The sequence below is a fragment of the Nocardioides sp. Z50_6 genome (assembly GCF_058215755.1).
Map to the genome: position 1 here is coordinate 1 of NZ_JBZAJB010000012.1, position 23,878 is coordinate 23,878.

21 protein-coding genes are annotated in these 23,878 nt (G+C 72.9%); 1 reads left to right on the forward strand and 20 read right to left on the reverse strand.

The window, feature by feature from the left end; translation table 11 throughout:
* Positions 1-306 precede the first annotated feature (306 nt).
* Genes AC4BGE_RS18525 through AC4BGE_RS18570 form a run of 10 tightly spaced genes read right to left on the reverse strand, consistent with a single transcriptional unit; the run spans position 307 to position 11,199 of the window.
* Positions 307-915 (reverse strand): DNA-3-methyladenine glycosylase, encoded by a 609-nt coding sequence (locus AC4BGE_RS18525; RefSeq protein WP_490576245.1) that lies wholly within the window; start codon positions 913-915, stop codon positions 307-309.
* The gene (argH, locus tag AC4BGE_RS18530; protein ID WP_490576281.1) at positions 899-2,293 is read right to left on the reverse strand and encodes an argininosuccinate lyase; all 1,395 of its coding nucleotides are present in this window, start codon (positions 2,291-2,293) and stop codon (positions 899-901) included. The genes AC4BGE_RS18525 and argH overlap by 17 nt, the downstream gene beginning before the upstream one ends.
* 59 nt (positions 2,294-2,352) lie before the next feature.
* Positions 2,353-3,786 carry an argininosuccinate synthase gene (gene argG / locus AC4BGE_RS18535; protein ID WP_490576246.1) on the reverse strand — a complete coding sequence of 478 codons (1,434 nt, stop codon included), beginning with the start codon at positions 3,784-3,786 and terminating at the stop codon, positions 2,353-2,355.
* A gap of 51 nt (positions 3,787-3,837) precedes the next feature.
* Positions 3,838-4,350, reverse strand: a complete 513-nt coding sequence (locus AC4BGE_RS18540; protein WP_490570227.1) for an arginine repressor — start codon at positions 4,348-4,350, stop codon at positions 3,838-3,840.
* Between the two features lie 5 nt (positions 4,351-4,355).
* Positions 4,356-5,291 (reverse strand): ornithine carbamoyltransferase, encoded by a 936-nt coding sequence (gene argF / locus AC4BGE_RS18545; RefSeq protein WP_490570208.1) that lies wholly within the window; start codon positions 5,289-5,291, stop codon positions 4,356-4,358.
* A complete protein-coding gene (locus AC4BGE_RS18550) occupies positions 5,288-6,421 on the reverse strand; it encodes an acetylornithine transaminase (protein WP_490576282.1) in 1,134 nt (377 codons plus the stop codon). The genes argF and AC4BGE_RS18550 overlap by 4 nt, the downstream gene beginning before the upstream one ends.
* 29 nt (positions 6,422-6,450) lie before the next feature.
* Positions 6,451-7,389 carry an acetylglutamate kinase gene (gene argB / locus AC4BGE_RS18555; protein ID WP_490570207.1) on the reverse strand — a complete coding sequence of 313 codons (939 nt, stop codon included), beginning with the start codon at positions 7,387-7,389 and terminating at the stop codon, positions 6,451-6,453.
* The gene (argJ, locus tag AC4BGE_RS18560; RefSeq protein ID WP_490576247.1) at positions 7,386-8,537 is read right to left on the reverse strand and encodes a bifunctional glutamate N-acetyltransferase/amino-acid acetyltransferase ArgJ; all 1,152 of its coding nucleotides are present in this window, start codon (positions 8,535-8,537) and stop codon (positions 7,386-7,388) included. The genes argB and argJ overlap by 4 nt, the downstream gene beginning before the upstream one ends.
* On the reverse strand, positions 8,534-9,568 hold the full coding sequence (gene argC, locus AC4BGE_RS18565) for an N-acetyl-gamma-glutamyl-phosphate reductase (protein WP_490576248.1): 1,035 nt from the start codon (positions 9,566-9,568) through the stop codon (positions 8,534-8,536). The genes argJ and argC overlap by 4 nt, the downstream gene beginning before the upstream one ends.
* 29 nt (positions 9,569-9,597) lie before the next feature.
* Positions 9,598-11,199 carry a GDSL-type esterase/lipase family protein gene (locus AC4BGE_RS18570; RefSeq protein WP_490576249.1) on the reverse strand — a complete coding sequence of 534 codons (1,602 nt, stop codon included), beginning with the start codon at positions 11,197-11,199 and terminating at the stop codon, positions 9,598-9,600.
* Between the two features lie 64 nt (positions 11,200-11,263).
* Here AC4BGE_RS18570 and AC4BGE_RS18575 point away from each other — a divergent pair, with 64 nt between their 5' ends.
* Positions 11,264-12,094, forward strand: coding sequence for a maleylpyruvate isomerase family mycothiol-dependent enzyme (locus AC4BGE_RS18575; protein ID WP_490576250.1), 831 nt, complete (start codon positions 11,264-11,266; stop codon positions 12,092-12,094).
* A gap of 21 nt (positions 12,095-12,115) precedes the next feature.
* On the opposite strand, the gene AC4BGE_RS18580 is transcribed toward AC4BGE_RS18575, so the two are convergent.
* The 10 genes from AC4BGE_RS18580 to infC form a co-directional block, all read right to left on the reverse strand.
* On the reverse strand, positions 12,116-12,997 hold the full coding sequence (locus AC4BGE_RS18580) for an alpha/beta hydrolase family protein (RefSeq protein WP_490570202.1): 882 nt from the start codon (positions 12,995-12,997) through the stop codon (positions 12,116-12,118).
* 163 nt (positions 12,998-13,160) lie between these two features.
* The gene (gene pheT / locus AC4BGE_RS18585; RefSeq protein ID WP_490576251.1) at positions 13,161-15,641 is read right to left on the reverse strand and encodes a phenylalanine--tRNA ligase subunit beta; all 2,481 of its coding nucleotides are present in this window, start codon (positions 15,639-15,641) and stop codon (positions 13,161-13,163) included.
* A 10-nt stretch (positions 15,642-15,651) separates the two neighbouring features.
* Positions 15,652-16,749: a phenylalanine--tRNA ligase subunit alpha gene (pheS, locus tag AC4BGE_RS18590; RefSeq protein WP_490570200.1), complete on the reverse strand. Its 1,098-nt coding sequence runs from the start codon at positions 16,747-16,749 to the stop codon at positions 15,652-15,654.
* A gap of 37 nt (positions 16,750-16,786) precedes the next feature.
* Positions 16,787-19,459, reverse strand: coding sequence for a DUF4153 domain-containing protein (locus tag AC4BGE_RS18595; RefSeq protein WP_490576252.1), 2,673 nt, complete (start codon positions 19,457-19,459; stop codon positions 16,787-16,789).
* Entirely contained in the window at positions 19,456-20,187 is a 732-nt protein-coding gene (locus AC4BGE_RS18600) for a response regulator transcription factor (protein WP_490570198.1), read from the reverse strand. Before AC4BGE_RS18600 ends, AC4BGE_RS18595 begins: the two co-directional genes overlap by 4 nt.
* Positions 20,188-20,286: 99 nt before the next feature.
* Positions 20,287-21,321: a sensor histidine kinase gene (locus AC4BGE_RS18605; protein ID WP_490576253.1), complete on the reverse strand. Its 1,035-nt coding sequence runs from the start codon at positions 21,319-21,321 to the stop codon at positions 20,287-20,289.
* 79 nt (positions 21,322-21,400) lie between these two features.
* Positions 21,401-22,201, reverse strand: a complete 801-nt coding sequence (locus AC4BGE_RS18610) for a TrmH family RNA methyltransferase (RefSeq protein WP_490576254.1) — start codon at positions 22,199-22,201, stop codon at positions 21,401-21,403.
* A gap of 10 nt (positions 22,202-22,211) precedes the next feature.
* Positions 22,212-22,595: a 50S ribosomal protein L20 gene (rplT, locus tag AC4BGE_RS18615; RefSeq protein WP_490570195.1), complete on the reverse strand. Its 384-nt coding sequence runs from the start codon at positions 22,593-22,595 to the stop codon at positions 22,212-22,214.
* A gap of 71 nt (positions 22,596-22,666) precedes the next feature.
* Positions 22,667-22,861 carry a 50S ribosomal protein L35 gene (gene rpmI, locus AC4BGE_RS18620; protein ID WP_157339999.1) on the reverse strand — a complete coding sequence of 65 codons (195 nt, stop codon included), beginning with the start codon at positions 22,859-22,861 and terminating at the stop codon, positions 22,667-22,669.
* A 67-nt stretch (positions 22,862-22,928) separates the two neighbouring features.
* Entirely contained in the window at positions 22,929-23,639 is a 711-nt protein-coding gene (gene infC, locus AC4BGE_RS18625) for a translation initiation factor IF-3 (RefSeq protein ID WP_490570194.1), read from the reverse strand.
* Positions 23,640-23,878 lie beyond the last annotated feature (239 nt).

The window sequence follows — 23,878 nt, forward strand, 5'->3', positions numbered from 1 at the left end:
ACCACATCATGTTGACGGGGCATAACAAACTAATTCGTCGACTATGACACACTGTTGAGTTCTCAAGAATCAATCGCACCCGACCGCAGATCTCTCGATCCTTGTACCGGGACAACCTCGCCAACTTTACTTGGCTGGACCCTCTTCGTCAAGACGAAGCCGATCCGGGCGGCCGCCGTGCGAGACCCTCCCCTGCTTCGGCCAAGAAGGCCAGTGGCGGGGAGCCGCTCGCGGCGACAGGTGAAACATTAGCCCACATCCTGCGAGAGCGCCAACTCGGGGGGTGCGTCTACGCGTTTGCCCAGGTCAGAGGCCCTTTGGGCGGTTCGGCACCCCGCGGCGTGCTGCCGGCCGGTAGGCCGAGACGGAGGCGGTTCCGGTGATCCAGAACCTCCAAGGCCGGTCCGCCGCGTGCCTCAGACCCACGCGTGGGCCGGCCGAGACGCTGCTCGAGGCGACCGGGGGCCCGAGACGCAGATGCCCTTGGAGGGACATCCCGTCGTCGGCCACGCCGAGACCCAGGCTCTGGACCAGGTTGGCCGGCCCCCGGGCCAGCCGCTCCGCGGGCAGGTCACCGCGGCGGGCCCGGGCCAGCTCCTCGCCCTCGACGACCTCCGCGGCGCGCAGGAGGACGGCGGATGCGTCGCCCTCCGGGCCGCAGACCACGTTGGCGCAGGTGTGCAGGCCGTAGATGCGGTAGCAGTAGAGGTGCCCGGGCGGGCCGAACATGGTGGCGTTGCGCCCGGTCTGTCCGCGGTAGGCGTGGGACCCGGGGTCACCCTCCCCCTCGTATGCCTCGACCTCGGTCAGCCGGAGGGTGACGCCGTTGACGCTCAGCAGGGCGCCGAGCAACCGGGGGGCGACGTCGAGCGCCGCCCCCGAGAGGAGCCGACGGGCCTCAGGCCAGCCGGTCACGGAGGGCCCGGGCGCGCTGCCCGACCTCGCCCAGCTGCTCGCGCACCCGCACGGGTGCGGTGCCCCCGCGGCCGTTCCGCGCCGCCACGGATCCCTGCGCGGTCAGGACCTCGCGCACCCGCGGGGAGAGGTCGGGCGAGATCTCGGCGAACTGCTCGTCGGAGAGCTCGTGCAGCTCGAGGCCGAGCTCCTCGCAGCGGCGCACGCAGGCGCCGGCGACCTCGTGGGCGACCCGGAAGGGGGTGCCCTCGCGCACCAGCCACTCCGCGATGTCGGTGGCCAGGGAGAACCCCTGGGGTGCCAGCTCGGCCATCCGTTCGGTGTTGAAGGTCAGCGTCGCGACCATGCCGGTGAAGGCCGGCAGCAGGACCTCGAGGGTGTCGACGGAGTCGAAGACCGGCTCCTTGTCCTCCTGGAGGTCCCGGTTGTAGGCCAGCGGCAGCGCCTTGAGAGTGGCCAGAACCCCGGCCAGGTTGCCGACCAGGCGGCCCGCCTTGCCGCGCGCCAGCTCGGCGATGTCGGGGTTCTTCTTCTGCGGCATGATGCTCGAGCCGGTGGACCACGAGTCGTGCAGCGTCACGAAGCCGAACTCGCGGGTGGACCAGAGGATGACGTCCTCGGCCATGCGGCTGACGTCGACCCCGATCATCGCGGTGACGAACGCGAACTCCGCGACGAAGTCGCGTGCGGCCGTGCCGTCCAGCGAGTTCGCGGTCGAGCCGGTGAACCCCAGCTCGGCCGCGACCGCCTCCGGGTCCAGCCCCAGGGTGCTGCCGGCGAGCGCGCCGGACCCGTAGGGAGAGTCGGCGGCCACCCTGGCGTCCCAGTCGCAGAGACGGTCGACGTCTCGCAGCAGCGGCCACGCGTGCGCCAGCAGGTGGTGGGAGAGCAGCACCGGCTGGGCGTGCTGGAGGTGGGTGCGCCCCGGCATGATCGCGTCCAGGTGCTCCTCGGCCTGACGCGAGAGCACGTCGACCAGGTCGAGCACCTGCCCGGCCACCACCCGCGCGTGGTCACGCAGGAAGACCTTGAAGAGCGTCGCGATCTGGTCGTTGCGGCTGCGCCCGGCGCGGAGCCGGCCCCCCACCTCCGGGCCGACCTCCTCGAGCAGCAGGCGCTCGAGCGCGCCGTGCACGTCCTCGTCGGAGGGCGCGGGCAGCAGGGCGCCGGCGGCGAACCGCTCCCCCAGCCGCTCCAGGCCGCCGATCAGGGCGGCGTGGTCGGCGTCGCTGAGCAGGCCGGCCACGTGCAGGGCGTTGGCGTGGGCCCGCGACCCGGCCAGGTCGTAGGGGGTGAGCCGCCAGTCGAAGTGCGTCGAGCGCGACAGCGCCTCGAGCTCCGGGGACGGGCCGCCGGCGAAGCGTCCGCCCCACAGCATGCCGGTGTTGGTGCCGCTCTTCTCAGTCACGTCGTGCTCCTCTCTCGCCCGGGCCGACCTCAGTCGGTCCCGGCCTCCATGGCCGCGTGGTCCAGCGCCAGCTCGGCGATGTCGCGCTCGGCCTGGGGGTTCTCCGCGATCCGCTCCGCACCGCCCTTCTCGATCTTGCCGAGCAGGTGACCGTTCTCCACGAGGACCTGGCCCTCATCGAGCGGCTGGGCCGCGTAGAGCTCCAGCTTGGCCCGGGAGTCGGCGATGTCGAGGTTGCGCATCGTCAGCTGCCCGATCCGGTCGGTCGGCCCGAAGGCGGCGTTCTCGGTCCGCTCCATCGAGAGCTTGTCGGGGTGGTAGGAGAACGCCGGGCCGTCGGTACGCAGGATGGTGTAGTCCTCGCCCCGCCGCAGCCGCAGCGTCACCTCGCCGGTGACCAGGGAGGCGATCCAGCGCTGGATCGCCTCGCGCAGCATCAGGGCCTGCGGGTCCAGCCACCGGCCTTCGTAGAGGAGCCGCCCGAGCCGGCGACCCTCCGCGTGGTAGTTGGCGATGGTGTCCTCGTTGTGGATCGCGTTGAGCAGCCGCTCGTAGCCCGCCCAGAGCAGGGCCATCGCGGGCGCCTCGTAGATGCCGCGCGACTTGGCCTCGATGATCCGGTTCTCGATCTGGTCGGACATGCCCAGCCCGTGGCGCCCGCCGATCGCGTTGGCCTCGTGGACCAGGGCCACCGGGTCGTCGTAGCGCGTGCCGTTGATCGCGACGGGGCGACCCGACTCGAAGCGCAGGGTGACGTCCTCGGTCTCGATGTGGACCGACGGGTCCCAGAACTTCACGCCCATGATCGGCTCCACCGTCTCCAGCGAGACGTCGAGGTGCTCGAGCGTCTTGGCCTCGTGGGTGGCGCCCCAGATGTTGGCGTCGGTGGAGTACGCCTTCTCCTTGCTGTCCCGGTAGGGCAGGCCCTGCTCGGTGAGCCACTGGCTCATCTCGGCCCGGCCGCCGAGCTCCTGGACGAAGTCGGCGTCCAGCCACGGCTTGTAGATCCGCAGGTCCGGGTTGGCCAGCAGCCCGTAGCGGTAGAAGCGCTCGATGTCGTTGCCCTTGAAGGTCGACCCGTCACCCCAGATGTCGACCCCGTCCTCGTGCATCGCCCGGACCAGCATCGTGCCGGTCACCGCGCGACCCAGTGGGGTGGTGTTGAAGTAGGCGCGCCCGCCGGAGCGGATGTGGAAGGCGCCACAGGCCAGCGCCGCCAGGCCCTCCTCGACCAGCGGGCCCCGGCAGTCGACGGCCCGGGCGATCTCGGCGCCGTACTCGGTGGCGCGGTCGGGGACACTGGAGATGTCCGGCTCGTCGTACTGCCCCAGATCGGCGGTGTAGGTGCAGGGCACCGCACCCTTGTTGCGCATCCAGGCGACTGCCACGGAGGTGTCGAGGCCGCCGGAGAAGGCGATGCCGACCCGCTCGCCGACGGGAAGGGAAGTCAGGACCTTGCTCACTGGTGTGTTCCTTGTCTTGGTTCGTGTGGGAGGAGGTGCGGGAGCTGGGGTTCAGGGCGCTTGAGAGCTGCTCGCAAGCGCCAAGAATCGTCGGGCGAGCTCCTCGCCACTCCCCTCGTGCCGTCCGATCACCAGCAATGTGTCGTCGCCGGCGATGGTGCCCAGGACGTCGGCCAGCTCGGCGCGGTCGAAGGCGGAGGCCAGGAACTGCGCGGCTCCCGGAGGAGTGCGCAGGACGACCATGTTCCCGGTGGACTCGGCGCTCACCAGGAGCTCCGCGCAGAGCCGGGCCAGGCGGTGGTGCGAGGCCGCGGTGGTCTCCTGCGGCGCCACGCCCCGCGCGCCGCCCTCGGCCGGCACGGCGTAGACCAGCGAGCCGTCGGCCGCGCGGACCTTGACCGCGTCGAGCTCGACGAGGTCACGCGACAGCGTGGCCTGGGTCACGTGCAGCCCGTCGGCGGCCAGCAGCTCCGCCAGCTCCGACTGGGACCGCACCTCGTGATGGGTCACCAGGTCGATGATGCGGCGCAGTCGCGCGCTCTTGGTCGTCGGAGTGCTGCCCATCTCGCTCACCCGCCGGACTCCAGCAGCCAGGTCAGCACGGCCTTCTGCGCGTGCCGCCTGTTCTCCGCCTCGTCCCAGACCACGCTGCGTGGGCCGTCGAGGACCTCCGCACTGATCTCCCGGTCGCGGTAGGCGGGCAGGCAGTGCATCACGATCGCGTCGGGGGCGGCCAGATCCAGCGTCGCGCCGGTGACCGCGTACGGGGTCAGGGCCGCCACCCGGTCGGCCGACTGCTCCTCGAAGCCCATCGACACCCAGGTGTCGGTGACCACCACGTCGACCCCCTCGACGGCCGCGCGCGGGTCCTCGACCACGACCGCGGAGCCACCGGTGCGATCCCCGATGCCCACCGCCCTGGCCACCACCTCGGGCGACGGCTGGTAGCCCCGCGGAGCACCGATGCGCACGTGCATGCCGGCCGTGGCTCCCGCGAGCAGCCAGGAGTTGCCCATGTTGCAGGCGCCGTCGCCGACGAAGGCGACAGTGGCGCCGGCCAGCTCGCCCCGGTGCTCACGGATCGTCAGGAGGTCGGCCAGCAGCTGGCACGGGTGGTAGTCGTCGGTGAGCGCGTTGACCACCGGGACGCCGGCGTGCCGGGCCATCTCCTCGAGCCGCTCCTGGGGGCCGGTGCGCCACACGATCGCCGAGGCCTGACGGCCCAGCACGCGGGCGACGTCGGCCACCGACTCCCGCACCCCGATGCCGGCCAGGACGCCGTCGACCACCATCGGGAACCCGCCCAGCTCGGCGATGCCGGCCGAGAAGGAGGTCTGGGTACGCAGCGTCTGCTTGTCGAAGACCATCGCCACCGTCCGCGGGCCCTCGAGGGGACGACGGGAGAAGGGCTCGGCCTTGAGCGCGGCGGCCAGGTCGAGCACCTCGGCCTGCTCGGCCGGGGTGAGGTCGTCGTCGGCCAGCAGGTGGCGCACCGGGGCGGTCATGCCCCTGCCCCCCGGGCCAGGAGGTCGGGCCACACGGCAGCCAGCTCGGCCACGTCGTCCTCGGTGATCACCAGCGGCGGTACGAACCGGAGGGTGGACGGGCCGGTGGCGTTGAGCAGGAACCCCGCCTCGCGCGCCGCGGCGACGACGGCGGGCGCGTGCTCGCCGTCCAGCTCAGCGGCGAGCATGAGGCCGGCACCGCGCACCTCGAGGACCTGGTTGGGCGCCGCGAGCTCGTCCGCGAGCCGCTTCCCGACCCGCCGCACCTGCTCGAGCAGCCCGGTCGAGGCCAGGGTGTCCAGCACGGCCAGGGCCGCCGCGCACGACACCGGGTTCCCGCCGAAGGTGGTGCCGTGGTTGCCGGGGGTGAAGAGGTCGGCCGCTGCCCCGGTGGCCAGGGTGGCCCCGATCGGGAGGCCGCCGCCGAGGCCCTTGGCCAGGGTGACGACGTCGGGCACCAGGCCCGGGACGACCTGGTGGGCGAACCACTCCCCCGTGCGCCCGATCCCGGTCTGCACCTCGTCGAACCAGAGCAGCGCCCCGTGCTCGGAGGTGATCCGCCGGGCGTCGCTCAGGTAGCCGGACGGCGGCACCCGGACACCGGCCTCGCCCTGGAGCGGCTCGAGGACGACGGCGGCGGTGCGGTCCGTGACGGCCGCGGCCAGGGCCTCGGAGTCGCCGTACGGCACCCAGGTCACCTCGCCGGGGAGCGGCTCGAACGGCGTCCGGTAGGCCTCCTTGGCGGTCAGCGCGAGTGCCCCCATGGTCCTGCCGTGGAAACCGCCCTCGGCGGCGACCACGTGGGTGCGACCGGTGAGCCTGGAGAGCTTGAAGGCGGCCTCGTTGGCCTCGGCGCCGGAGTTGGAGAAGAACACCTTCGTGCCGTGCCCGAGCAGCTCGGCGAGCCGCTCGGCCAGCAGCAGCTGCGGCTCGCTGGCGAAGAGGTTGGAGACGTGGCCCAGGGTGCCGAGCTGACGGGTCACGGCCTCCACCACGGCCGGGTGGGCGTGGCCCAGGGAGTTGACCGCGATGCCACCGAAGAGGTCGAGGTACGCCTTGCCGTCGGTGTCCCACACCCGCGCACCCTCGCCGCGCGCCAGCTCGAGAGACGGCGTGCCGAAGGTGTTCATCAGCGAGGCGGTGTAGCGCTCCTGCCACGTCACGACGTCTTCTCCCCTGCGCTCGAGTAGGCCTTGCGGATCTTGGTCTCCACGCCGGGGAGCACCTGGGTGCCGACCCCCTCGTCGGTGAAGATCTCCAGCAGCACCGCGTGCGGCTGGCGGCCGTCGACCACCGTGGCGCGCTGCACCCCGTTCTGGACGGCGTTGAGGCAGGCTCGCATCTTGGGCACCATGCCGCTGGCCAGCGAGGGCATCAGCTCGGCCAGCGCCTCCGGGGCGATCTCCTGGATGACGTCGTCGCTGTCGGGCCAGTCGCGGTAGAGGCCTTCGACGTCGGTCAGCACCAACAGCTTCTCGGCGCCGAGCGCCGCCGCCAAGGCAGCCGCGGCGGTGTCGGCGTTGACGTTGTGGACCAGGCCGTCCTGGTCGGGGGCGACCGAGGAGATGACCGGGATGCGCCCCGCCTCGAGGAGGTCCTGGACCGCCTCGGGTCGCACGGAGGCGACCTCGCCGACCAGGCCCAGGTCGACCTGCTCGCCGTCGACCATGGTGTTGGCCGGCTCGGCGGTGAAGAGCCCGGCGTCCTCGCCGGAGAGCCCGACGGCCAGCGGCCCGTGCTGGTTGATCAGGCCGACGAGCTCGCGCTGCACCTGCCCGACGAGCACCATCCGGACCACGTCCATCGCCTCGGGGGTGGTGACGCGCAGCCCGCCGCGGAACTCCGACTCGATGCCGAGCCGGTCCAGCATCGCGGAGATCTGGGGGCCTCCGCCGTGCACCACGATCGGCTTGAAGCCGGCGAACCGCAGGAAGGCGATGTCCTCGGCGAAGGCGACCTTCAAGGAGTCGTCGATCATCGCGTTGCCGCCGTACTTCACCACGATGGTGCGGCCGTGGTAGCGCTTGAGCCAGGGCAGGGCCTCCGCGAGGGTGGCGGCCTTGGCGGGGTCGGGGGCGTTCTTGCTGCGTTCTGTCATGAGCTGTACGCGCTGTTCTCGTGGACGTAGGCGTGGGTCAGGTCGTTGGTCCAGACGGTCGCCCGCTGGTCGCCGGCCTTGAGGTCGACCGTCACGGTGACCTCGCGGCCGGAGAGGTCCACCTTGGCGGGGTCCTCGGCGGGGGTGGAGCTGCGGCAGACCCACACGCCGTTCATCGCGACGTCCAGGTCGGCCGGGTCGAACGCCGCCGCGGTGGTGCCGACGCTGGCCAGCACCCGGCCCCAGTTGGGGTCCTTGCCGAAGACCGCAGCCTTGAAGAGGTTGCTGCGGGCGATGCTGCGACCGACCTCCACGGCGTCCTCCTCGCTGGCCGCGTTGAGCACGGTGATCGCGATCTCGTGGTCGGCGCCCTCGGCGTCCTTGAGCAGCTGCATCGCCAGGTCGGTGCAGGCGCGGGCGAGCGCCTCGGTGAAGTCCTCGGGCGTCGGGGTGATGCCCGACGCACCGCTGGCCATCACGGTCACGGTGTCGTTGGTCGACATGCAGCCGTCGGAGTCGAGGCGGTCGAAGGAGACGCGGGTGGCCGCCCGGAGCGCGGCGTCGAGGTCGCTCGCCGGGACCACCGCGTCCGTGGTGAGCACGACCAGCATGGTGGCGAGCTGCGGCGCGAGCATCCCCGCGCCCTTGGCCATCCCCCCGATCGACCAGCCGGCGCCCTCGACCACCACGGTCTTGCTCACCGTGTCGGTGGTCATGATGGCGGCGGCAGCGTCGGTGCCGCCCTCGGCGCTCAGACCGGCGTGCGCGGCGTCGACCCCGTCGAGCAGGAGCTCACGGGGATTCGCCAGGCCGATCAGGCCCGTGGAGCAGACGACGACGTCGATGGCGCCGATGCCGAGCCGGTCCGCCACCCGCTCGGCCACGGCGTGCGTGGTGGCGAAGCCGTCGGGGCCGGTGTAGCAGTTGGCGCCGCCGGAGTTGAGGACGACGGCGCGGACGACGCCGTCCTTGACGACCTCCTGGCTCCACAGCACCGGGTTGGCCTTGCAGCGGTTGGCGGTGAAGACGGTGGCCGAGTCGAAGGTGGGCCCCTGGTTGACCACCAGGGCGAGGTCCTTGCCACCGCTGGTCTTGAGGCCTGCGGTGACGCCGGCGGCGAGGAAGCCGGCGGGGTGGGTCGTGGTCATGGTGCGAGTCCGATCGTGTTGAGTCCGGTGGTCTCCTCGAGCCCGAGGGCGAGGTTGAGGCATTGGACGGCGGCCCCCGCGGTGCCCTTGGTGAGGTTGTCCACCGCGCCGACCGCCACGAGTCGTCGGGCGTCGCGGTCGACCGTGACCTGCAGGTGCACGGCGTTGGAGCCGACGACCGACTTGGTCTGTGGCCACTGGCCGAACGGCAGCAGGTGCAGGAAGGGCTCGTCGGCGCAGAAGGCCGCGTAGGCCTCGTACGCCTGCTCAGGACTCACGTCGCGCGCCAGCGGCGCCGAGACGGTGGCGAGGATGCCGCGCGGCATCGGCACCAGGAGCGGGGTGAAGGAGACCCGCACCTGCGCGCCGTGGACCGAGGTCAGGTTCTGGACGATCTCCGGGGTGTGCCGGTGGGCTCCGCCGACCCCGTAGGCCGAGGCGTTGCCCATCACCTCGCTGCCGAGCAGGTGCGTCTTGGCGGCCTTGCCGGCCCCGGAGGTCCCGCTGGCGGCGACCACCGTGACGTCGGGGGTCACCAGTCCGGCCGCGAGGGCGGGGGCTGCCGTGATCGTCGAGACGGTGGGGTAGCAGCCCGGCACGGCGATGCGCCGCGCACCGGCCAGCAGCTCGCGCTGGCCGGGGAGCTCGGGCAGGCCGTAGGGCCAGGAGCCGGCGTGAGCCGAGCCGTAGAACTTCTCCCAGGCCGCCGGATCGGTCAGGCGGAAGTCTGCGCCGCAGTCGATGACCACGGTCCCCTCCCCCAGCGCCTCGGCGACCTCGGCGGACTTGCCGTGCGGCAGCCCCAGGATGACGGCGTCGTGGCCCGCCAGCACCTCGGCGGTGGTCGGCTCGAGCACGCGGTCCGCCAGGGGCACGAGGTGTGGTGCGAGCGAACCCATGGTCTGGCCGGCGTTGGAGCCCCCGGTCAACGCCCCGATCTCGACGTCGGGGTGGCCCAGCAGCAGGCGCAGCGCCTCACCCCCGGCGTACCCGCTCGCTCCGGCAACGGCGACCTTCACTTTCCCACTCACAGTGCATATCTATACCAGCATTTGCATTGTCATGCAGAGGGAGGGCCGAGGAGCAGTCGGGCGACACCTCGCCCGGCCAGGTCGTCGTGGCGCACGCGTACCCGGAACTCCACCCTCTCACTCGCCCGCACGCGCACCGTCACGCGGCGCGGCCGGGGCACGGGGACCGTCCTGACCACGGTCCAGCGCCCCCGGCGTCCAGCCGTGCGGACCTCCACCACGTAGTGGGTGGCGTGGCGGCTGCGCGCCCACCGCAGGACCACCTTGGTGCCCGACGACCGGGAGGCCCTGAACCAGGCCGGAGCGGCGGGCCGCGGGCCACCGGGGGTCCCGGTCACCGGCTTCGACGGAGCACCCGGGCCGGCGGGTCCGACCGCGCGCACGACGACCTTGTGACGCGCACCGGAGCGCAGCCCCGTCACCAGGAGACGAGGCGCCGTGGTCGGGTGCGCACGCCACGCGGCGCCCCGCCGTGGACCTCGCACGGAAACCAGGTAGGACGTCGCCCCCGGGACCCGGCGCCAGCGTGCGAGCAGGCCGTCGCGGCGCTTCTCGACCTTGAGGCCGCGTGCCGGCGCCGGCGGGGCCCACAGGGTGATCACGTTGCTGGCAACGTCGGCGAGCGAGAGCCGGTAGTGCTTCCACGGCAGGATCCAGAAGGCGTACTCGTGGCCGGGCGTGAGGCCCTGGATCGTGGCCGTGGTGCCGAGCAGCTTCTCGTGGTGCAGGACCGGCCCTCCCCCCTCGGTGAGGTCCTGGGCCCACAGCTGGTGCGCGGTGGCTCCGGGCGCCGGGACCCACCGGAGCTGTGGGCCGGCCGCCACCTGGGCGCCGTCGAGCCGGGACGCGCTGCGCAGGCCGTCCGCGGGCATCGGGGCCGGCCTGGGATAGGGCTCGCCCACACCCAGCGCGGCAAGCGCATCGGCCACCGCCACGGCGATCTTGACCTGACCCGAGGTGTCCGGGTGCATGCTGTCCCAGGTGTCCTCCGCGACATCGAACCCCGCCGCGGCCCGGGCCACCGCCACCGGCGAGGTCTCCGTCGACCAGCGGGCCGCCTCCTCGAGGAGCAGCGCGTTGTAGTGAGAGACCCCGGGGACGTCCAGCGTCGTGACCTCGACGACGACGATGCGCAGGTCCGGGCGCCAGGCCCGGGCGCGCTCGACGACCCTCCCCATCTCCGTCACGGTCTCCACGGGCCCCAGTCCCAGCCACGCAAGGTCGTTCGTCCCGAGGGCGATCACCAGGACGTCGGGGTCCTGGGCGGCCATCAGCGCATCGAGGGAGAGCTGAGGCAGCGCGAGGGAGTCACCCCACTGCGCGGCATGGTCGGTGTCGAAGTCCGGGTCGGCGTAGTGCGGGGACGACCCGGAGGCGTCGTCGTGGAGATCGTTGTTCGGGCCGACCAGGTCCGCGTCGGTCCCCACGGCGGCGAGGTGGCGGTCCAGGAAGTAGCGCCACGTGTAGTCGCCCGAGGAGCCGTGACTGCTCGAGTCGCCCCGCACGGCGATCCGGAGGGCGGCCTCCGGCACCACAGCCCCGCTGTCGGCCCCCGCAGCCGACCCGGTCCCGGGCGTCGCGGTCGCCAGCACGACGAGGAGCGCAACGAGGGCTTTGGCCAGGGCGGACACCCACACAGGGTCTCGCGGCCGGACGCCTCTTCGCAGGAGAACCCGACCGAACTACGGTGATTCGATGGATCACCTGCGGCAAGGCCCCATCCCCGGCGGGACCACACGCCTGGACCCGACGCAGTACCTCAGGCACCTGAAGACGGAGACGGCGCGATTCCGCGACGTCCTCGAGGCGGCGCCGGGCGACGCCCGGGTCCCGAGCTGCCCCGACTGGGACGCCGACGACCTGCTGTGGCACCTCGGAGAGGTGCAGCACTTCTGGTCCGAGGTGCTGCGCCGACGTCCCGCTCCGCCCGACGAGGGGGCGCAACCCGAGCGGCCCGGCTCCCGCGCCGAGCTGCTCGCCTTCTTCGACCGGGCGAGCGCCGACCTGCAGCAGCAGCTCGCCGGCGGCAGGCCCGAGGAGGAGGCGTGGACGTGGTCGCAGGACCACACCGTCGGCTTCGTGCTGCGCCGTCAGGCACACGAGGCCCTGGTGCACCGGCTGGACGCGGAGCTGACCGTGGGCGCTCCGACCGCCCTCGACCCGGTCCTGGCCACGGACGGCGTCGACGAGGCGCTGACCGTGATGTACGGCGGCTGCCCCCCGTGGGGGTCGCAGGAGCCGACCGACTTCCACGTCTGCATCGACTGCACGGACACCGACGCCCAGGTATGGGTCAACCTCGTGCGGTTCACCGGCACGCATCCCGAGCGCGGTACGAAGTACGACGAGGACGACCTGCGGGTGGTGCCGGACCCCGGGCACGAGCCGGCGGCGGTGGTGCAGGGCCCGGCGGGCGATCTCGACGCCTGGTTGTGGCACCGGGCCCCCGACGACGTGCTCCACGTCGTCGGGGACCCGGGCGTGCTGGCCAGGTTCCGCGCGGTCCTCGCTCAGCCGATCACCTGAGCAGCGGACGGCGTTGCGGGCTCAGGCGGTGCAGGTGTTGCGGTAGTCCGACACCGCGCCCGACGTGGAGGGCCGGGGGCCGGGGCACAGGAACTGCCGGTAGCGCTCGTCGTCGTCCACGTAGAGCTTGAGCCAGCTGATCGTGCTCGAGGCGATGGTGGTGTTCTCGCTGTTGGGCGCGAAGTGGCTGGCGTTGTTCAGCTCCAGGTAGGCCTTGGGGGTCGAGGACGGGATCGACTGGTAGAAGGGGATCGCGTGCGACCCGACGGCCGCCACGCTGTCGCTCTCGGCGCCGATCACCAGGCTGGGCGTGCTGATCTCGGGCCAGCTCTTGTCGAGGTTCCACGGAGTGAGGCCGATGGTGGCCTGCAGGGACGGCCGGTCCTTCGCGGCCTCCAGGGTGCCTCCACCGCCCATCGAGTGACCGATCACCGCCAGGCGGTTGGGGTCGACCCGCTGCCGGACCGTGGCGCTGCTGCTCCGCACCACGTAGTCGAGGGCGGCCAGGAGCTGGTCACCGCGCTGTCCGGGCTGGTCGAGGCGCGACTGGGTGTTGAAGGTGATCACCACGAAGCCCTGCGACGCGATCCGGGGACCGAGCCAGGAGATGGTCGACTCCGAGGCCGTGTAGCCCGGCGAGACCGCGACCACCCCGTAGGTCCCCTCGCTGGTCGAGGTCGGGTAGGTGATGGTGGCCGAGCCGAACCCCGGGGTGGACAGGGCCGAGACGGAGGTCGAGGAGACCGCGAACGGACCGCGCCGTGCCTCGATGCTGGATTGCGAGGGGTCCGGCCCTCGCTCGTACGGACTCTCCGCCGCGGCGGGACCGCTCGGTCCCACCAGGACGGAGAGACCGACGAGCAGGGACAGGATCGCGCCGGACAGGCGCTTGGAGTGCCTCATGGATGCTCCCGAGAGGGCGGGGGCGGCGATCGCCCCGGTGGATGTGACACCAGTCACGCTAGGAAGCCGGAGCTCTCTCCACCATGGGCGCGTCGCCCAGTTCTGGCGGTCTCAGCGCAGCCCCGTCCCGGCCCCGCCCGGCCGCCAGGTCACCCGTCGGCGCTCAGCGCTGGACGGCCCCGGTCGACTCGGTCGCCCGCGCCACGGCGGCGGCCCGGGCGGCAGCCGCCTCACCCTCCTTGAGGGTGCGGTCGGGTGCCCGGAACCGCAGCGCGTAGGCCAGGGACTTGTGCCCCTCCCCGACCTGCTCGCCGGTGTAGACGTCGAAGAGCCGGACCGACTCCAGGAGGTCGCCGGCGCCCTCGCGCAGCGCGGCCTCGACGTCGGCGGCCGGGACCGACTCCTCGACCACCAGGGCGACGTCCTCCTTCGCCACGGGATAGCTGGAGAAGACGGGCGCGGGACGGAGGTCGACCGCCCGGTCGATGAGCACGTCGAGGTCGACCTCCGCGGCGACGCTGCCGCGCGGCAGGCCCACCGCGGCGCACACCGTGGGGTGCAGCTCGCCGGCGTGGCCGATCACCTGTCCGCGCACCGACAGCTCCGCGCAGCGTCCCGGGTGCCAGGGGGCGTGCTCGACCCCGCGAGCCTCGACGAGCAGGCCGACCGAGTCGGCCAGCGCGCGGACCGCGTCGACCGCGTCCGCCCACGAGACGGCCCGGCCCTCGCCCCACCAGCCGGACGCGTCGGCCTCACCGACGGCCACCAGCCCCAGGTGCAGCGGCTGGCGGGGCAGCGCGGCCTCCAGGGCCGCCAGCTCGTCCTCGGTGGGTCGCCGGTCGACCGGGAGGATCGGCGCGACGCCGCCGGTGGGCAGGGTGACGGTGGCGGTCTCGAAGAGGCCGAACGAGGTCGCGCCGAGGCCGACGTTCTTCGCCGCCGCGCGCAGCAGCCCGGGCAGGACCGTGGTGGTCATGCAGGGCGCCTCGTTGCTCAACGGGTTGGCCAGCCGCAGCGTGTCGCGGCGGGGGTCACCCGCCTCGATGCCCAGGGCGTCGAGGTCGGCCTCGCCCACGAACGGGAAGGTGACGACCTCGGTGTATCCCTCGCCGGCCGCTGCCCGCGAGAGCCGGCGCCGCAGGCGCTGCGTCCGGGTCAGTCCGCGGCCGGCCGGCGGCACCGGCACCACCGACGGGACCCGGTCGTAGCCGACGAGCCGGATGACCTCCTCGGTGGTGTCCTGGGGATCGGTGAGGTCGGGGCGCCACGGCGGGGGAACGACGCTCAGGGAGCCGCTCCCCGTCACCTCGCAACCGACGGCGCGGAGCGCCTCGACGCACTCCTCCTCGGAGATCTCCATCCCTGAGACCCGGGCAGCGAGGTCACCGGCCACGGTGATGGTGGGCATCGCGGGCGGGGTGCCCACGACGGTGACACCGGCGTCGGCCCGGGCCCCGCCGTGGGTGACCAGCAGCTCGACGACCCGGTCGGCCGCGGCCTCGCAGATCGTGGGGTCGACGCCCCGCTCGTTGCGCTTGCCGGCCTCGGAGGTGATCTTGTGGCGCTTGCCGGTGCGGAACATCGAGACGGCATCCCAGTGCGCCGCCTCGACCAGGATCGAGGTGGTGGTCTGGGAGATCTCGGTCGTCTCGCCGCCCATCACCCCGCCGAGCCCGATGATCCCCGAGTTGTCGGTGACCACGAGATCCTCCTCCGACAGCACCCGCTGGGTGCCGTCGAGGGTGACCAGCCGCTCGCCGGCGGCGGCGCGGCGCACCACGAGGGGGCCCTGCACCTTGTCGGCGTCGTAGCCGTGGATCGGCCGGCCGGTCTCGAGCATCACGTAGTTGGTGACGTCGACCGCCAACGAGATCGAGCGCATGCCGGCGGCCTCCAGGCGCTCGGCCATGAAGCGCGGGGTGGGGGCGGCGGGGTCGAAGCCGGTCACCTTGCGCGCCACGAAGACGGGGCAGCCGGCCTGGTCCTCCAGCACCACCGGGTGACCCTGGTCGTTGGCGGGCGGGCAGTCGCGCAGCGCCGGGTCCCGGAAGCCGGTGGCGCCCTCGACGGAGACGGCCACCTCGCGGGCGATCCCGCGCAGGGAGAGCGCGTAGGCCCGGTCGGGGTTCACCTCGAACTCGATGATCTCCTCGTCCAGGCCGAGCACCGCGCGGACGTCCTGGCCGGGCTCCCCGGCGTCGGCGGGCAGCACGATGATGCCGTCGTGCTCCTCCCCCAGCCCGAGCTCACGGGCCGAGCAGATCATCCCGGCCGAGACGTGGCCGTAGGTCTTGCGGGCGGAGATGGCGAAGTTCCCGGGGAGCACGCCGCCGGGGAGGATCACCACCACCAGGTCGCCGGGGGCGAAGTTGTGGGCACCGCACACGATGCCCTGCGGCTCACCGGTGCCGTTGGCGTCGCCGACGTCGACGGTGCACCAGTTGATGGTCTTGCCGTTCTTCTGCGGCTCGGGCTCCATGGTCAGGACCCGGCCGATCACCAGCGGTCCGGTGATCTGGGCGCCGGGGCTGTCGATCGCCTCGAGCTTGAGCCCGGTGGCCGTCAGCCGGCGGGTGAGCTCCTCGGTGGTCACGTCGGCGGGGACGTCGACGTACTCCTTGATCCAGGAGAGGGGGGCCTTCATCGTCTTCTCCTCAGATCTCGGTGCCGAAGGCGGAACTGAAGCGCACGTCGCCCTCGAAGAGCGGGCGCAGGTCTCCCAGGTCGTGCCGGAACATGAAGGACCGGTCGATCCCCATGCCGAAGGCGAAGCCGGAGTAGACCTCCGGGTCGACGCCGCAGGCCACCAGCACGCGCGGGTTGACCACGCCGCAGCCGCCCCACTCGATCCACCCCTCTCCCCGGCAGGTCCGGCACTCCTCGGGGTTCTCCCCGCGGCACACGAAGCACTGCAGGTCGACCTCGGCGGACGGCTCGGTGAAGGGGAAGTAGGAGGGGCGGAAGCGGGTGCCGATGCCCTCGCCGAAGAGGCGAGCCGCGAAGTGGTCCAGGGCGCCCTTGAGGTGGGCCATCGTGATGCCCTCGTCGACCACCAGGCCCTCGACCTGGTGGAACATCGGGCTGTGCGTGGCGTCGTACTCGTCGGTGCGGAAGACCCGGCCGGGGCAGGCGACGTAGATCGGGGGCCGGCGGGTCAGCATCGTGCGGGCCTGCACCGGCGAGGTCTGGGTGCGCAGCACGACGTGGTTGCCGGCGGGCTCGGTCCAGAAGGTGTCCTGCATGGTGCGGGCCGGGTGGTCCGGACCCAGGTTGAGGGCGTCGAAGTTGAGCCACTCGGCCTCCACCAGCGGACCCTCCGCGATCTCCCAGCCCATGGAGGTGAAGATGTCGGCGATCAGCTCGGACTGGAGCGTCAGGGGGTGGCGCGAGCCGCGCCGGCGCCGGGTGGTGGGGAGAGTGACGTCGACCGTCTCGGTGCGCAGCATCCGCTCCTCGTGCTCGGCCTCCAGCGTCTCCTGACGCTGGGCCAGCGCCTTCGACACCGCGCCCCGCGCCTGGCCGACCCGCTGACCGGCCTCCTTGCGCGCCTGCGGCGGGAGCGCGCCGATCTCGCGGTTGGCGAGCGCCAGCGGCGAGCGGTCGCCCGCGTGGTCGAGCCGGACCTGCTTGAGTGCGTCGAGGTCGCCGGCGGCGGCGATCGCGGCCAGGGCCGCGTCGCGCATCGCTTCGACCTGCTCGGCCTTGAGCGGGGTCACCTCGACAGGGTCGTAGTCGGTGTTGGGGCCGGACATGGCTCCCTTTCCAGCGGTGATGGGGACTCGTCAGAGTCTAGGGCGGATCTGCACGGACCCTCGCGCTGGGACCCGGGGGCGGGAGCACCGCGCGGCACTCGGGCGGGTCGGCCGCGGTGACACCCGGGAGCCGTTCGAGCTCGCGCTGGGCGCGGGAGCGTGACCACGTCCAGTCCTGCCACCCCTGCTCCTCCCCCGCCGCCCCAGTGGAGCCGGAGGTCCGCAGCGCCAGCACGCACCGGGCCACGTCCTCGGGGAGGCGCTCGACCAGGACCGGCACGGCGTCGTCGGAGAGCTCGGAGAGGTAGGCGGCGTCCAGGTTGCCGGTCCGCTCGTAGAGCTCGATGTTGCGCTCGGCCACCCAGGCGTCGGGGTTGACCAGCAGCAGCCCGAGCAGGGAGAGGCCACCGGAGAGCAGGGCGAGGCGCGGCACCCACGCCGTACGCCCGAGCAGACCCAGCACCAGCACCGCCGCCACCACCAGGCCGAGCCATCCCTCGAAGACGTTGACCACCAGCCGCAGGGTGGTGAACCCGTAGGCGTCCTGGTAGACCGCCATCCGCCCCAGCGCCGAGGCGACGACGCCCAGCGCCAGGACCCCGAGGAGCCCGGCCGCGGCCTGCAGCAGGCGACGGTCGCCGGCGTCGGGGCCGACCCGTCGCGCCGCCGCCCAGACCACCAGCAGCGTGAGTGCGGTGGCCACCACCAACTGCCCGAAGCCCTGGTGGGCGTAGTCGGCATAGCTCAGGTCGGCGGTACGGCGGACGTAGGCGTGGCCGCCGAGCACGACCCGGGCCTGGGCGGCCACGAAGACCACGAAGACCGCGTCGACGGCGAGCAGGGGCACCAGCCACTCCCAGCGCGACCTGGCCGGGACGAGGGCCGTGGCCACCGGATCCACCCGGGCCGGGTTGCGGGCCAGGTAGGCCGCGGCCAGCGTCATGCCGAAGACCGCCAGCGTCACGAAGACCCGGGCCACCGCCTCGTCGAAGCCGGCCTCCGGCACCAGCGCGTCGAGCCAGCGGGCGAAGGTGAGGTCGGCCGAGGCGAAGAGGAGCGCGAAGACGGAGGCGGCCAGGACGGAGACGAGCACCGTCCGGACCACCGCGGGACCCCGGCCCCGCGTCCCGACGAGCCGGAGCGTGCGGCCGAACCAGGGCAGCCCACGCAGGCCGGCGACCGGCCAGGCGACGCCGCTGAGGAGTATCCCCCGGAAGGTGCGGGCGCCCGTCACCCCGGCGAGGAAGACACCGGCGGCGGTCAGGACGGCGAGCACCGCGAGGCCCTGGTTGGCCCGCAGCGCCACCGTGGAGACCAGGGCGGCGGCGAGCACCCCGCAGGCGAGGGTGAACCGGTCGGAGAGCCGCGCGGAGGCCAGCCCGGCGCACAGCCCGGCCGCCAGCAGCACCAGGGTCCAGGAGAGGCCGGGACCGGAGAACGCCACCGTCGCCCCCGCCAGCACCCCCACCGCGAGGGCGCCCAGCACCGGCCGCAGGTCGGCCCCCGGAGCCCGCTCCGGCCACACCTGACCGAAGAGCTGGTCCAGGGCGGAGACCGGCACGGTCGTCGGCTCGGGGCCCGCCGTCGGCGGCGGCGCGGACCGGGTGCCCGGTGTCCGCGGCCCGGCGTCACCGGCGTCGCCGCCGACGGCTGCGGGGACTGCTCGGACAGGGGCGGCGGACGAGCCGGCGGGGGCTGCGGGGGCGCCGGCGGGCAGCTCGAGGCGGAGCCGGGCGCCACCCTCCGGTCCGGGGTCGACGAAGCGCAGGGTCCCGCCGTGCAGGCCGGCCACCCAGCGGGCGATCGCCAGGCCGAGGCCGGTGCCCCCGCCCGTGGGGTCGGTGCCGAAGCGCTCGAAGACGCGCTCCCGGTCGGCCGCCGGGACGCCCGGCCCCTGGTCCCGGACCTCCAGCCACCAGCCCTCCTGCTCCTCCGGGCGGGTCGCAGCGGGCCCCGCGGGCCCAGCGGCGACCGTCACCCCGCCCTCCGGCGGGGTGTGGCGGGCGGCGTTGTCCAGGGCGTTGACCAGGAGCTGACGCAGCCGGGCGGGGTCGACCAGGACCGACATGCCCGGCGGCACCTCCACCCGCACCGGTGCCTCACGGCCGGCGCGGCGCACCTGGTCCACACACTCCGCGACGAGCTCGGCGAGGTCGGTCGGGGCCGGGGCCAGCTCCACGACACCGGCCTCCAGCCGGGAGAGCGCGAGCAGGTCGGCGACCAGGTCGCCGAGGCGCTCGGCCGTGCCGAGTGCCTCGGCCAGGTGTCGCCGGTCGGCCGGCACCACGCCGTCGACCAGGTTCTCCAGCTGGGCGCCCAGCGCGGCGACCGGGGTGCGCAGCTCGTGGGAGACGGTCGCCACCAGGTCACGGCGCTCCGCGTCGGCCCGGGCGAGGTCGGCGGCCATGGTGTTGAACGCGGCGGCGAGCTGCCCCACCTCGTCGGTGTTGGGGGTCACCACGCGGATCGCGTAGTCCCCGCGGGCCATCTGCTCGGAGGCATGCGTCATCTCGCGCAACGGGGCGACCATCCCGGCGGCCAGCAGCTGGGTCACCGCCAGCGCCAGGAGCACCGTCACCGGGAGGCCGAGCCAGGCCGGCACGCCGGCGGCCGCTCCCACCGTGGCCACCAGGGCGGCCACCAGCACCGAGGCCGCGACCAGCGCGCCGAGCTTGGTGCGGATCGACCCCAGCGGATCCAGCGCGCTCACTGTTCCCCCTCCGGGCGTTCCAGGGCGTAGCCGACGCCGTGCGCGGTCCGGATGCGGTGCACGCCGATCTTGGCGCGCAGCGCCTTGACGTGGCTGTCGACCGTCCGGGTCCCCGACGCCTCGGCCCAGCCCCAGACCCGCGCGAGCAGCTGCTCACGGGTCAGCACCCGTCCCGGCTCCGCGGCCAGGCAGGCCAGCAGGTCGAACTCGGTGGGCGTCAGGTGGACCGCCTCGCCGGCCACGGTGGTACGCCGTGCGGCCCGGTCGACGCACACCGCGCCCACCACCAGCGGCCGGAGACCGGACGCGGTGCTGGCCAGCTCCTCGGCCCGCTCCACCCGGCGCAGCAGGGCGGCCACCCGCGCCACCACCTCCCGCATCCGGAAGGGCTTGGTGAGGTAGTCGTCCGCGCCCACTCCGAGGCCGACCAGCACGTCGGCCTCCTCGTCTCGGGCGGTGAGCATCAGCACCGGGACGGGGCGCTCGGCCTGGAGCCGACGGCAGACCTCGTGGCCGTCGTAGCCCGGCAGCATCACGTCCAGGACCACGACGTCCGGGGGACTGGCCGCGGCCCGGGCGACCGCGCCGGGACCGTCGAAGGCTCGCTCCACCTCGTAGCCCTCGGCGACCAGGCGGTCGGCCAGCGCCTGGTTGATCGCCGCGTCGTCCTCCACCACCAGGACCACGCGTCGCGCGCCGCCCACCGTCTGCGCCACCGTCTGCACCATGGTCACGACCCTAGGAGCCGAGCCGTGTCGGTGGTGGTGACGACTCGTGGAGGTTCGGTGCAGATCCGGGCAGGTCCTGGCGCTTCCGGGCAGACGCCCTCACTCGGGTCGGCGGTCCTCCCCCGGCCACTCGATGGTGACCCGGGCACCGCCGCCGGGACGGTCGTCGATGGAGAGGTGCCCGCCGTGGGCGCGGGTGAGGCCGTGGGCGATGTACATGCCCAGGCCGGAGCCGCCGGCCGCGCCGGAGGTCCAGAACTTCGTCAGCACCCGACGGCGCAGGGCTTCCGGGATGCCCTCACCCTCGTCGGTGACCACCAGGACGGCTCCGGCGCGCTGGTCGGCCGCCGCCCTCTCCAGGTGGACCCGGACCGTGCCGTCACCGTGCCGCACGGCGTTCTCGACCAGGTTGGTGACCACCTGGGTGAGCTTGTCGGGGTCGGCGAACACCCCCACACCGCCGGCGGGCGCCTCGAGCACCAGCGTGCGCGAGGTCGCGGCCTGCACCGAGTCGACGACGCGGCGCACCAGCACCTCCGCGTCGACCTCACGCGGATAGAGGCTGAGCCGGCCGGTGTCGATGCGGGCGACGTCGAGGAGCTCGGCGATGAGCCGCGCCAGCCGGTCGGCGTCGGCGTTGACCGTCTCGAGCATCAGCTTCTTCTGCTCGTCGCTGAGCTGGTCCCAGCGGTTGAGCATGGCCTGGACGAACCCCTTGACCCCGGTCAGCGGGGAGCGCAGCTCGTGCGCGACGGTGGCGACGAGGTCGGAGCGCTCGCGGTCGAGGCGCTCGCGGCCGCGGCCGCTGCGCAGGCAGACCGCCACCTGCTCGACCGGCGCGTGGGGCGCGGGCCGGTGCATCCGGGCGCTGACCAGCACCTCGCCACCGCTGGGCAGCAGCCAGGACTGCTCCGGCACCCCGGTCCGGGTGCCGAGGCCACCGTAGGGCGCGTTCCAGGCGCACCAGTCCCGGCCGGCCTGGTCGACCAGGGTCAGCACCTCGGTCAGCGGGCGGCCCTGCACCGCAGAGCCGCCGAGCATCTCCCGGGCCACCTTGTTGAGGGCGGTGACGCAGCCATCGGCATCCGACACGACGACCCCGTCCGGGAGCAGGTCCAGGGTGGTGTCAGTCACGCGGAGCATCTAACCAGCCGACCGGGCGCAGGCCCGGCTGCGGCGCGCGGGCGCCCGCCTCCCGGACCGGCGGCCGGGGTCAGGCGGAGGGACGCTGTGCCCGTGCGCTGGCGTAGAGGCAGACGGCGGCGGCGGTGGAGAGGTTCAGGCTCTCCGCCCGGCCGTGGATCGGGATGGCCACCCGGGCGTCGGCCGTGGCGGAGACCTCGTCAGGAAGGCCGTGAGCCTCGTTGCCGAAGAGCCAGGCGGTGGGCCCGGCGAGGTCGGTCCCGAAGAGGTCGCTCTCCCCCGAGCCGTCGGCCGCGAGCACCGAGACCCCGGCCCCACGCAGCGCGGCCAGCACCGCCTCGAGGTCGGGCTCCACCACCACGGGCAGGTGGAACAGGCTGCCCACCGACGCCCGCACCGCCTTGGCGTTGTAGGGGTCGACGGAGCTGCCGGTCAGGACGACGAGGTCGGCCCCCGCCGCGTCGCTGACCCGGATCACCGCACCCGCGTTGCCCGGGTCGCGGATCTCGTGGCAGACGGTGACCAGGCGCGGGCCGCCGTGGTCGCCCGCCAGCTCGAGCGCACGCGAGATGGTCACGTCGAGGAACCGGCAGACCGCGACGACGCCGGCCGGGGTGACGGAGTCGGAGAGGCCGGCGAGGGCGCGGTCCTCCACCAGGGTGAGCCGCGGCGCGGGCTCCAGCAGGGCCGCGAACTGGTCGGCGGCAGCCACCGAGGCGAAGACCTCGACGACGCACCCCGGGACCGAGAGGGCACCCTCGACGGCCTTCGGACCGTCGGCAAGGAAAAGCCGCCGCTCGGTGCGGACCGAGCGGCGGCTGAGCTTCCTGGCCTCCTTCACGCGGGCGTTGCCCGCGGACAGAGGAGTCACCACAGCGTGGTCAGGAGGCCTTGGGGGCGTTGACGTCCTCGGGGAGGGCAGCCTTCGCGGCCTCGACGAGAACGGCGAACGCGGGCGCGTCGTTGACGGCCAGCTCGGCGAGGATCTTGCGGTCGACCTCGATGCCGGCCAGGTTGAGGCCCTGGATGAAGCGGTTGTAGGTCATCCCGTTGGCGCGGGCGGCAGCGTTGATCCGCTGGATCCACAGCTTGCGGAAGTTGCCCTTGTTCTTGCGGCGGTCGTTGTAGCTGTAGACCAGCGAGTGGGTGACCTGCTCCTTGGCCTTGCGGTAGAGCCGCGACCGCTGACCGCGGTAGCCGGAGGCGCGCTCGAGGACGACCCGGCGCTTCTTGTGGGCGTTGACTGCCCGCTTGACGCGTGCCATTTCTTACTCCTTGTTGCTGTCTGTCACCCCGGTCGGCGGACCGGGAGGAAGTGTGAGGGGGTGAAGAGCGGTCAGAGACCCAGCATCTTCTTGGCACGCGGAACGTCAGCCTTGGCGACCTCGACGGTCCCGGTCATCCGACGGGTCACCTTGGAGGGCTTCTTCTCCAGGTTGTGACGCTTGCCGGCCTTCTCGCGAAGGATCTTGCCCGAACCGGTCACGCGGAAGCGCTTGCCGGCACCGGAGTGGCTCTTGTTCTTGGGCATGTCGATGCTCTCTCTTCTCGTGGTGCGTACGACGACCGGGCCGGGTCGCCGAAGTATGGGTGGGTGCTCAGGCCTCGATCTCGGGGTCGAGGTTCTCCGAACGGCCGCGCTCCTTCTTCTGGGCGATCTTGCGGCCCGCCTCGGGCGCGAACGCGGCGCGCTCCTCGGCCTCGGCCGCGGCCCTCTCGGCGGCCTTGGTCTCCTTGGCCGCCTGCATCTCGACCTTGGCGTCGGCCTTCTTCTTGTTCGGCCCCAGGACCATGATCATGTTGCGGCCGTCCTGCTTGGGCGCGGACTCGACGAAGCCCAGCTCCGCGACGTCCTCGGCGAGCCGCTGGAGCAGCCTGAAGCCGAGCTCGGGACGGTGCTGCTCGCGACCGCGGAACATGATCGTGATCTTGACCTTGTCACCGGCGCTGAGGAAGCGGACCACGTGGCCCTTCTTCGTCTCGTAGTCGTGAGCGTCGATCTTGGGACGAAGCTTCATCTCCTTGATGATGACGTTCGTCTGGTTCCGCCGTGCCTCACGGGCCTTCTGGGCGTTCTCGTACTTGAACTTCCCGTAGTCCATGAGCTTGCAGACGGGCGGACGCCCCTGGGGAGCGATCTCGACGAGGTCGAGGTCGGCTTCCTGGGCAAGCTTGAGTGCCTGGTCGGTCGGCACGATGCCGACCGTCTCGCCGTTGGGTCCAACGAGACGGACCTCGGGAACCCGGATCCGGTCGTTGATACGCAGCTCTGTGCTGATGTGTCCTCCAGTGGTCTTGTGCGAGGACACCGTCTCCGAAATGGACGATGGCTCCCGCTCGTTCCAAGCGGAAGCCAGTCAGACGCATCCCCCAGCACAACTCCGGGAACACTCCGGAACCACCCCACGGGGTTGTTCCGTGACCGGACCCGACGACCTTGCGCGGTCGGTGCGGGTGGGAGACGTCTTGCAAGCCTCCGCTTGGTGACGGGCCCGTGGTTCCGGGCACGTCGGGTCAACTCCTCGATGCTACCCGAGGCGGTCCGCCG

Excerpts from the sequence above, each read along its gene's own strand:
- rpmI (WP_157339999.1), bottom strand. The coding sequence starts at position 22,861 with ATGCCCAAGAACAAGAGCCACTCCGGTGCCGGCAAGCGCTTCCGCGTG.
- rplT (WP_490570195.1), bottom strand. The coding sequence starts at position 22,595 with ATGGCACGCGTCAAGCGGGCAGTCAACGCCCACAAGAAGCGCCGGGTC.
- argF (WP_490570208.1), bottom strand. The coding sequence starts at position 5,291 with ATGACCGCCCCGGTGCGCCACCTGCTGGCCGACGACGACCTCACCCCG.
- AC4BGE_RS18600 (WP_490570198.1), bottom strand. The coding sequence starts at position 20,187 with ATGGTGCAGACGGTGGCGCAGACGGTGGGCGGCGCGCGACGCGTGGTC.
- AC4BGE_RS18540 (WP_490570227.1), bottom strand. The coding sequence starts at position 4,350 with ATGGGCAGCACTCCGACGACCAAGAGCGCGCGACTGCGCCGCATCATC.
- pheT (WP_490576251.1), bottom strand. The coding sequence starts at position 15,641 with ATGAAGGCCCCCCTCTCCTGGATCAAGGAGTACGTCGACGTCCCCGCC.
- argJ (WP_490576247.1), bottom strand. The coding sequence starts at position 8,537 with ATGACCACGACCCACCCCGCCGGCTTCCTCGCCGCCGGCGTCACCGCA.
- AC4BGE_RS18550 (WP_490576282.1), bottom strand. The coding sequence starts at position 6,421 with ATGAACACCTTCGGCACGCCGTCTCTCGAGCTGGCGCGCGGCGAGGGT.
- AC4BGE_RS18580 (WP_490570202.1), bottom strand. The coding sequence starts at position 12,997 with ATGAGGCACTCCAAGCGCCTGTCCGGCGCGATCCTGTCCCTGCTCGTC.
- pheS (WP_490570200.1), bottom strand. The coding sequence starts at position 16,749 with ATGTCCGGCCCCAACACCGACTACGACCCTGTCGAGGTGACCCCGCTC.
- argB (WP_490570207.1), bottom strand. The coding sequence starts at position 7,389 with ATGACAGAACGCAGCAAGAACGCCCCCGACCCCGCCAAGGCCGCCACC.
- AC4BGE_RS18575 (WP_490576250.1), top strand. The coding sequence starts at position 11,264 with ATGGATCACCTGCGGCAAGGCCCCATCCCCGGCGGGACCACACGCCTG.
- argH (WP_490576281.1), bottom strand. The coding sequence starts at position 2,293 with ATGCTGTGGGGCGGACGCTTCGCCGGCGGCCCGTCCCCGGAGCTCGAG.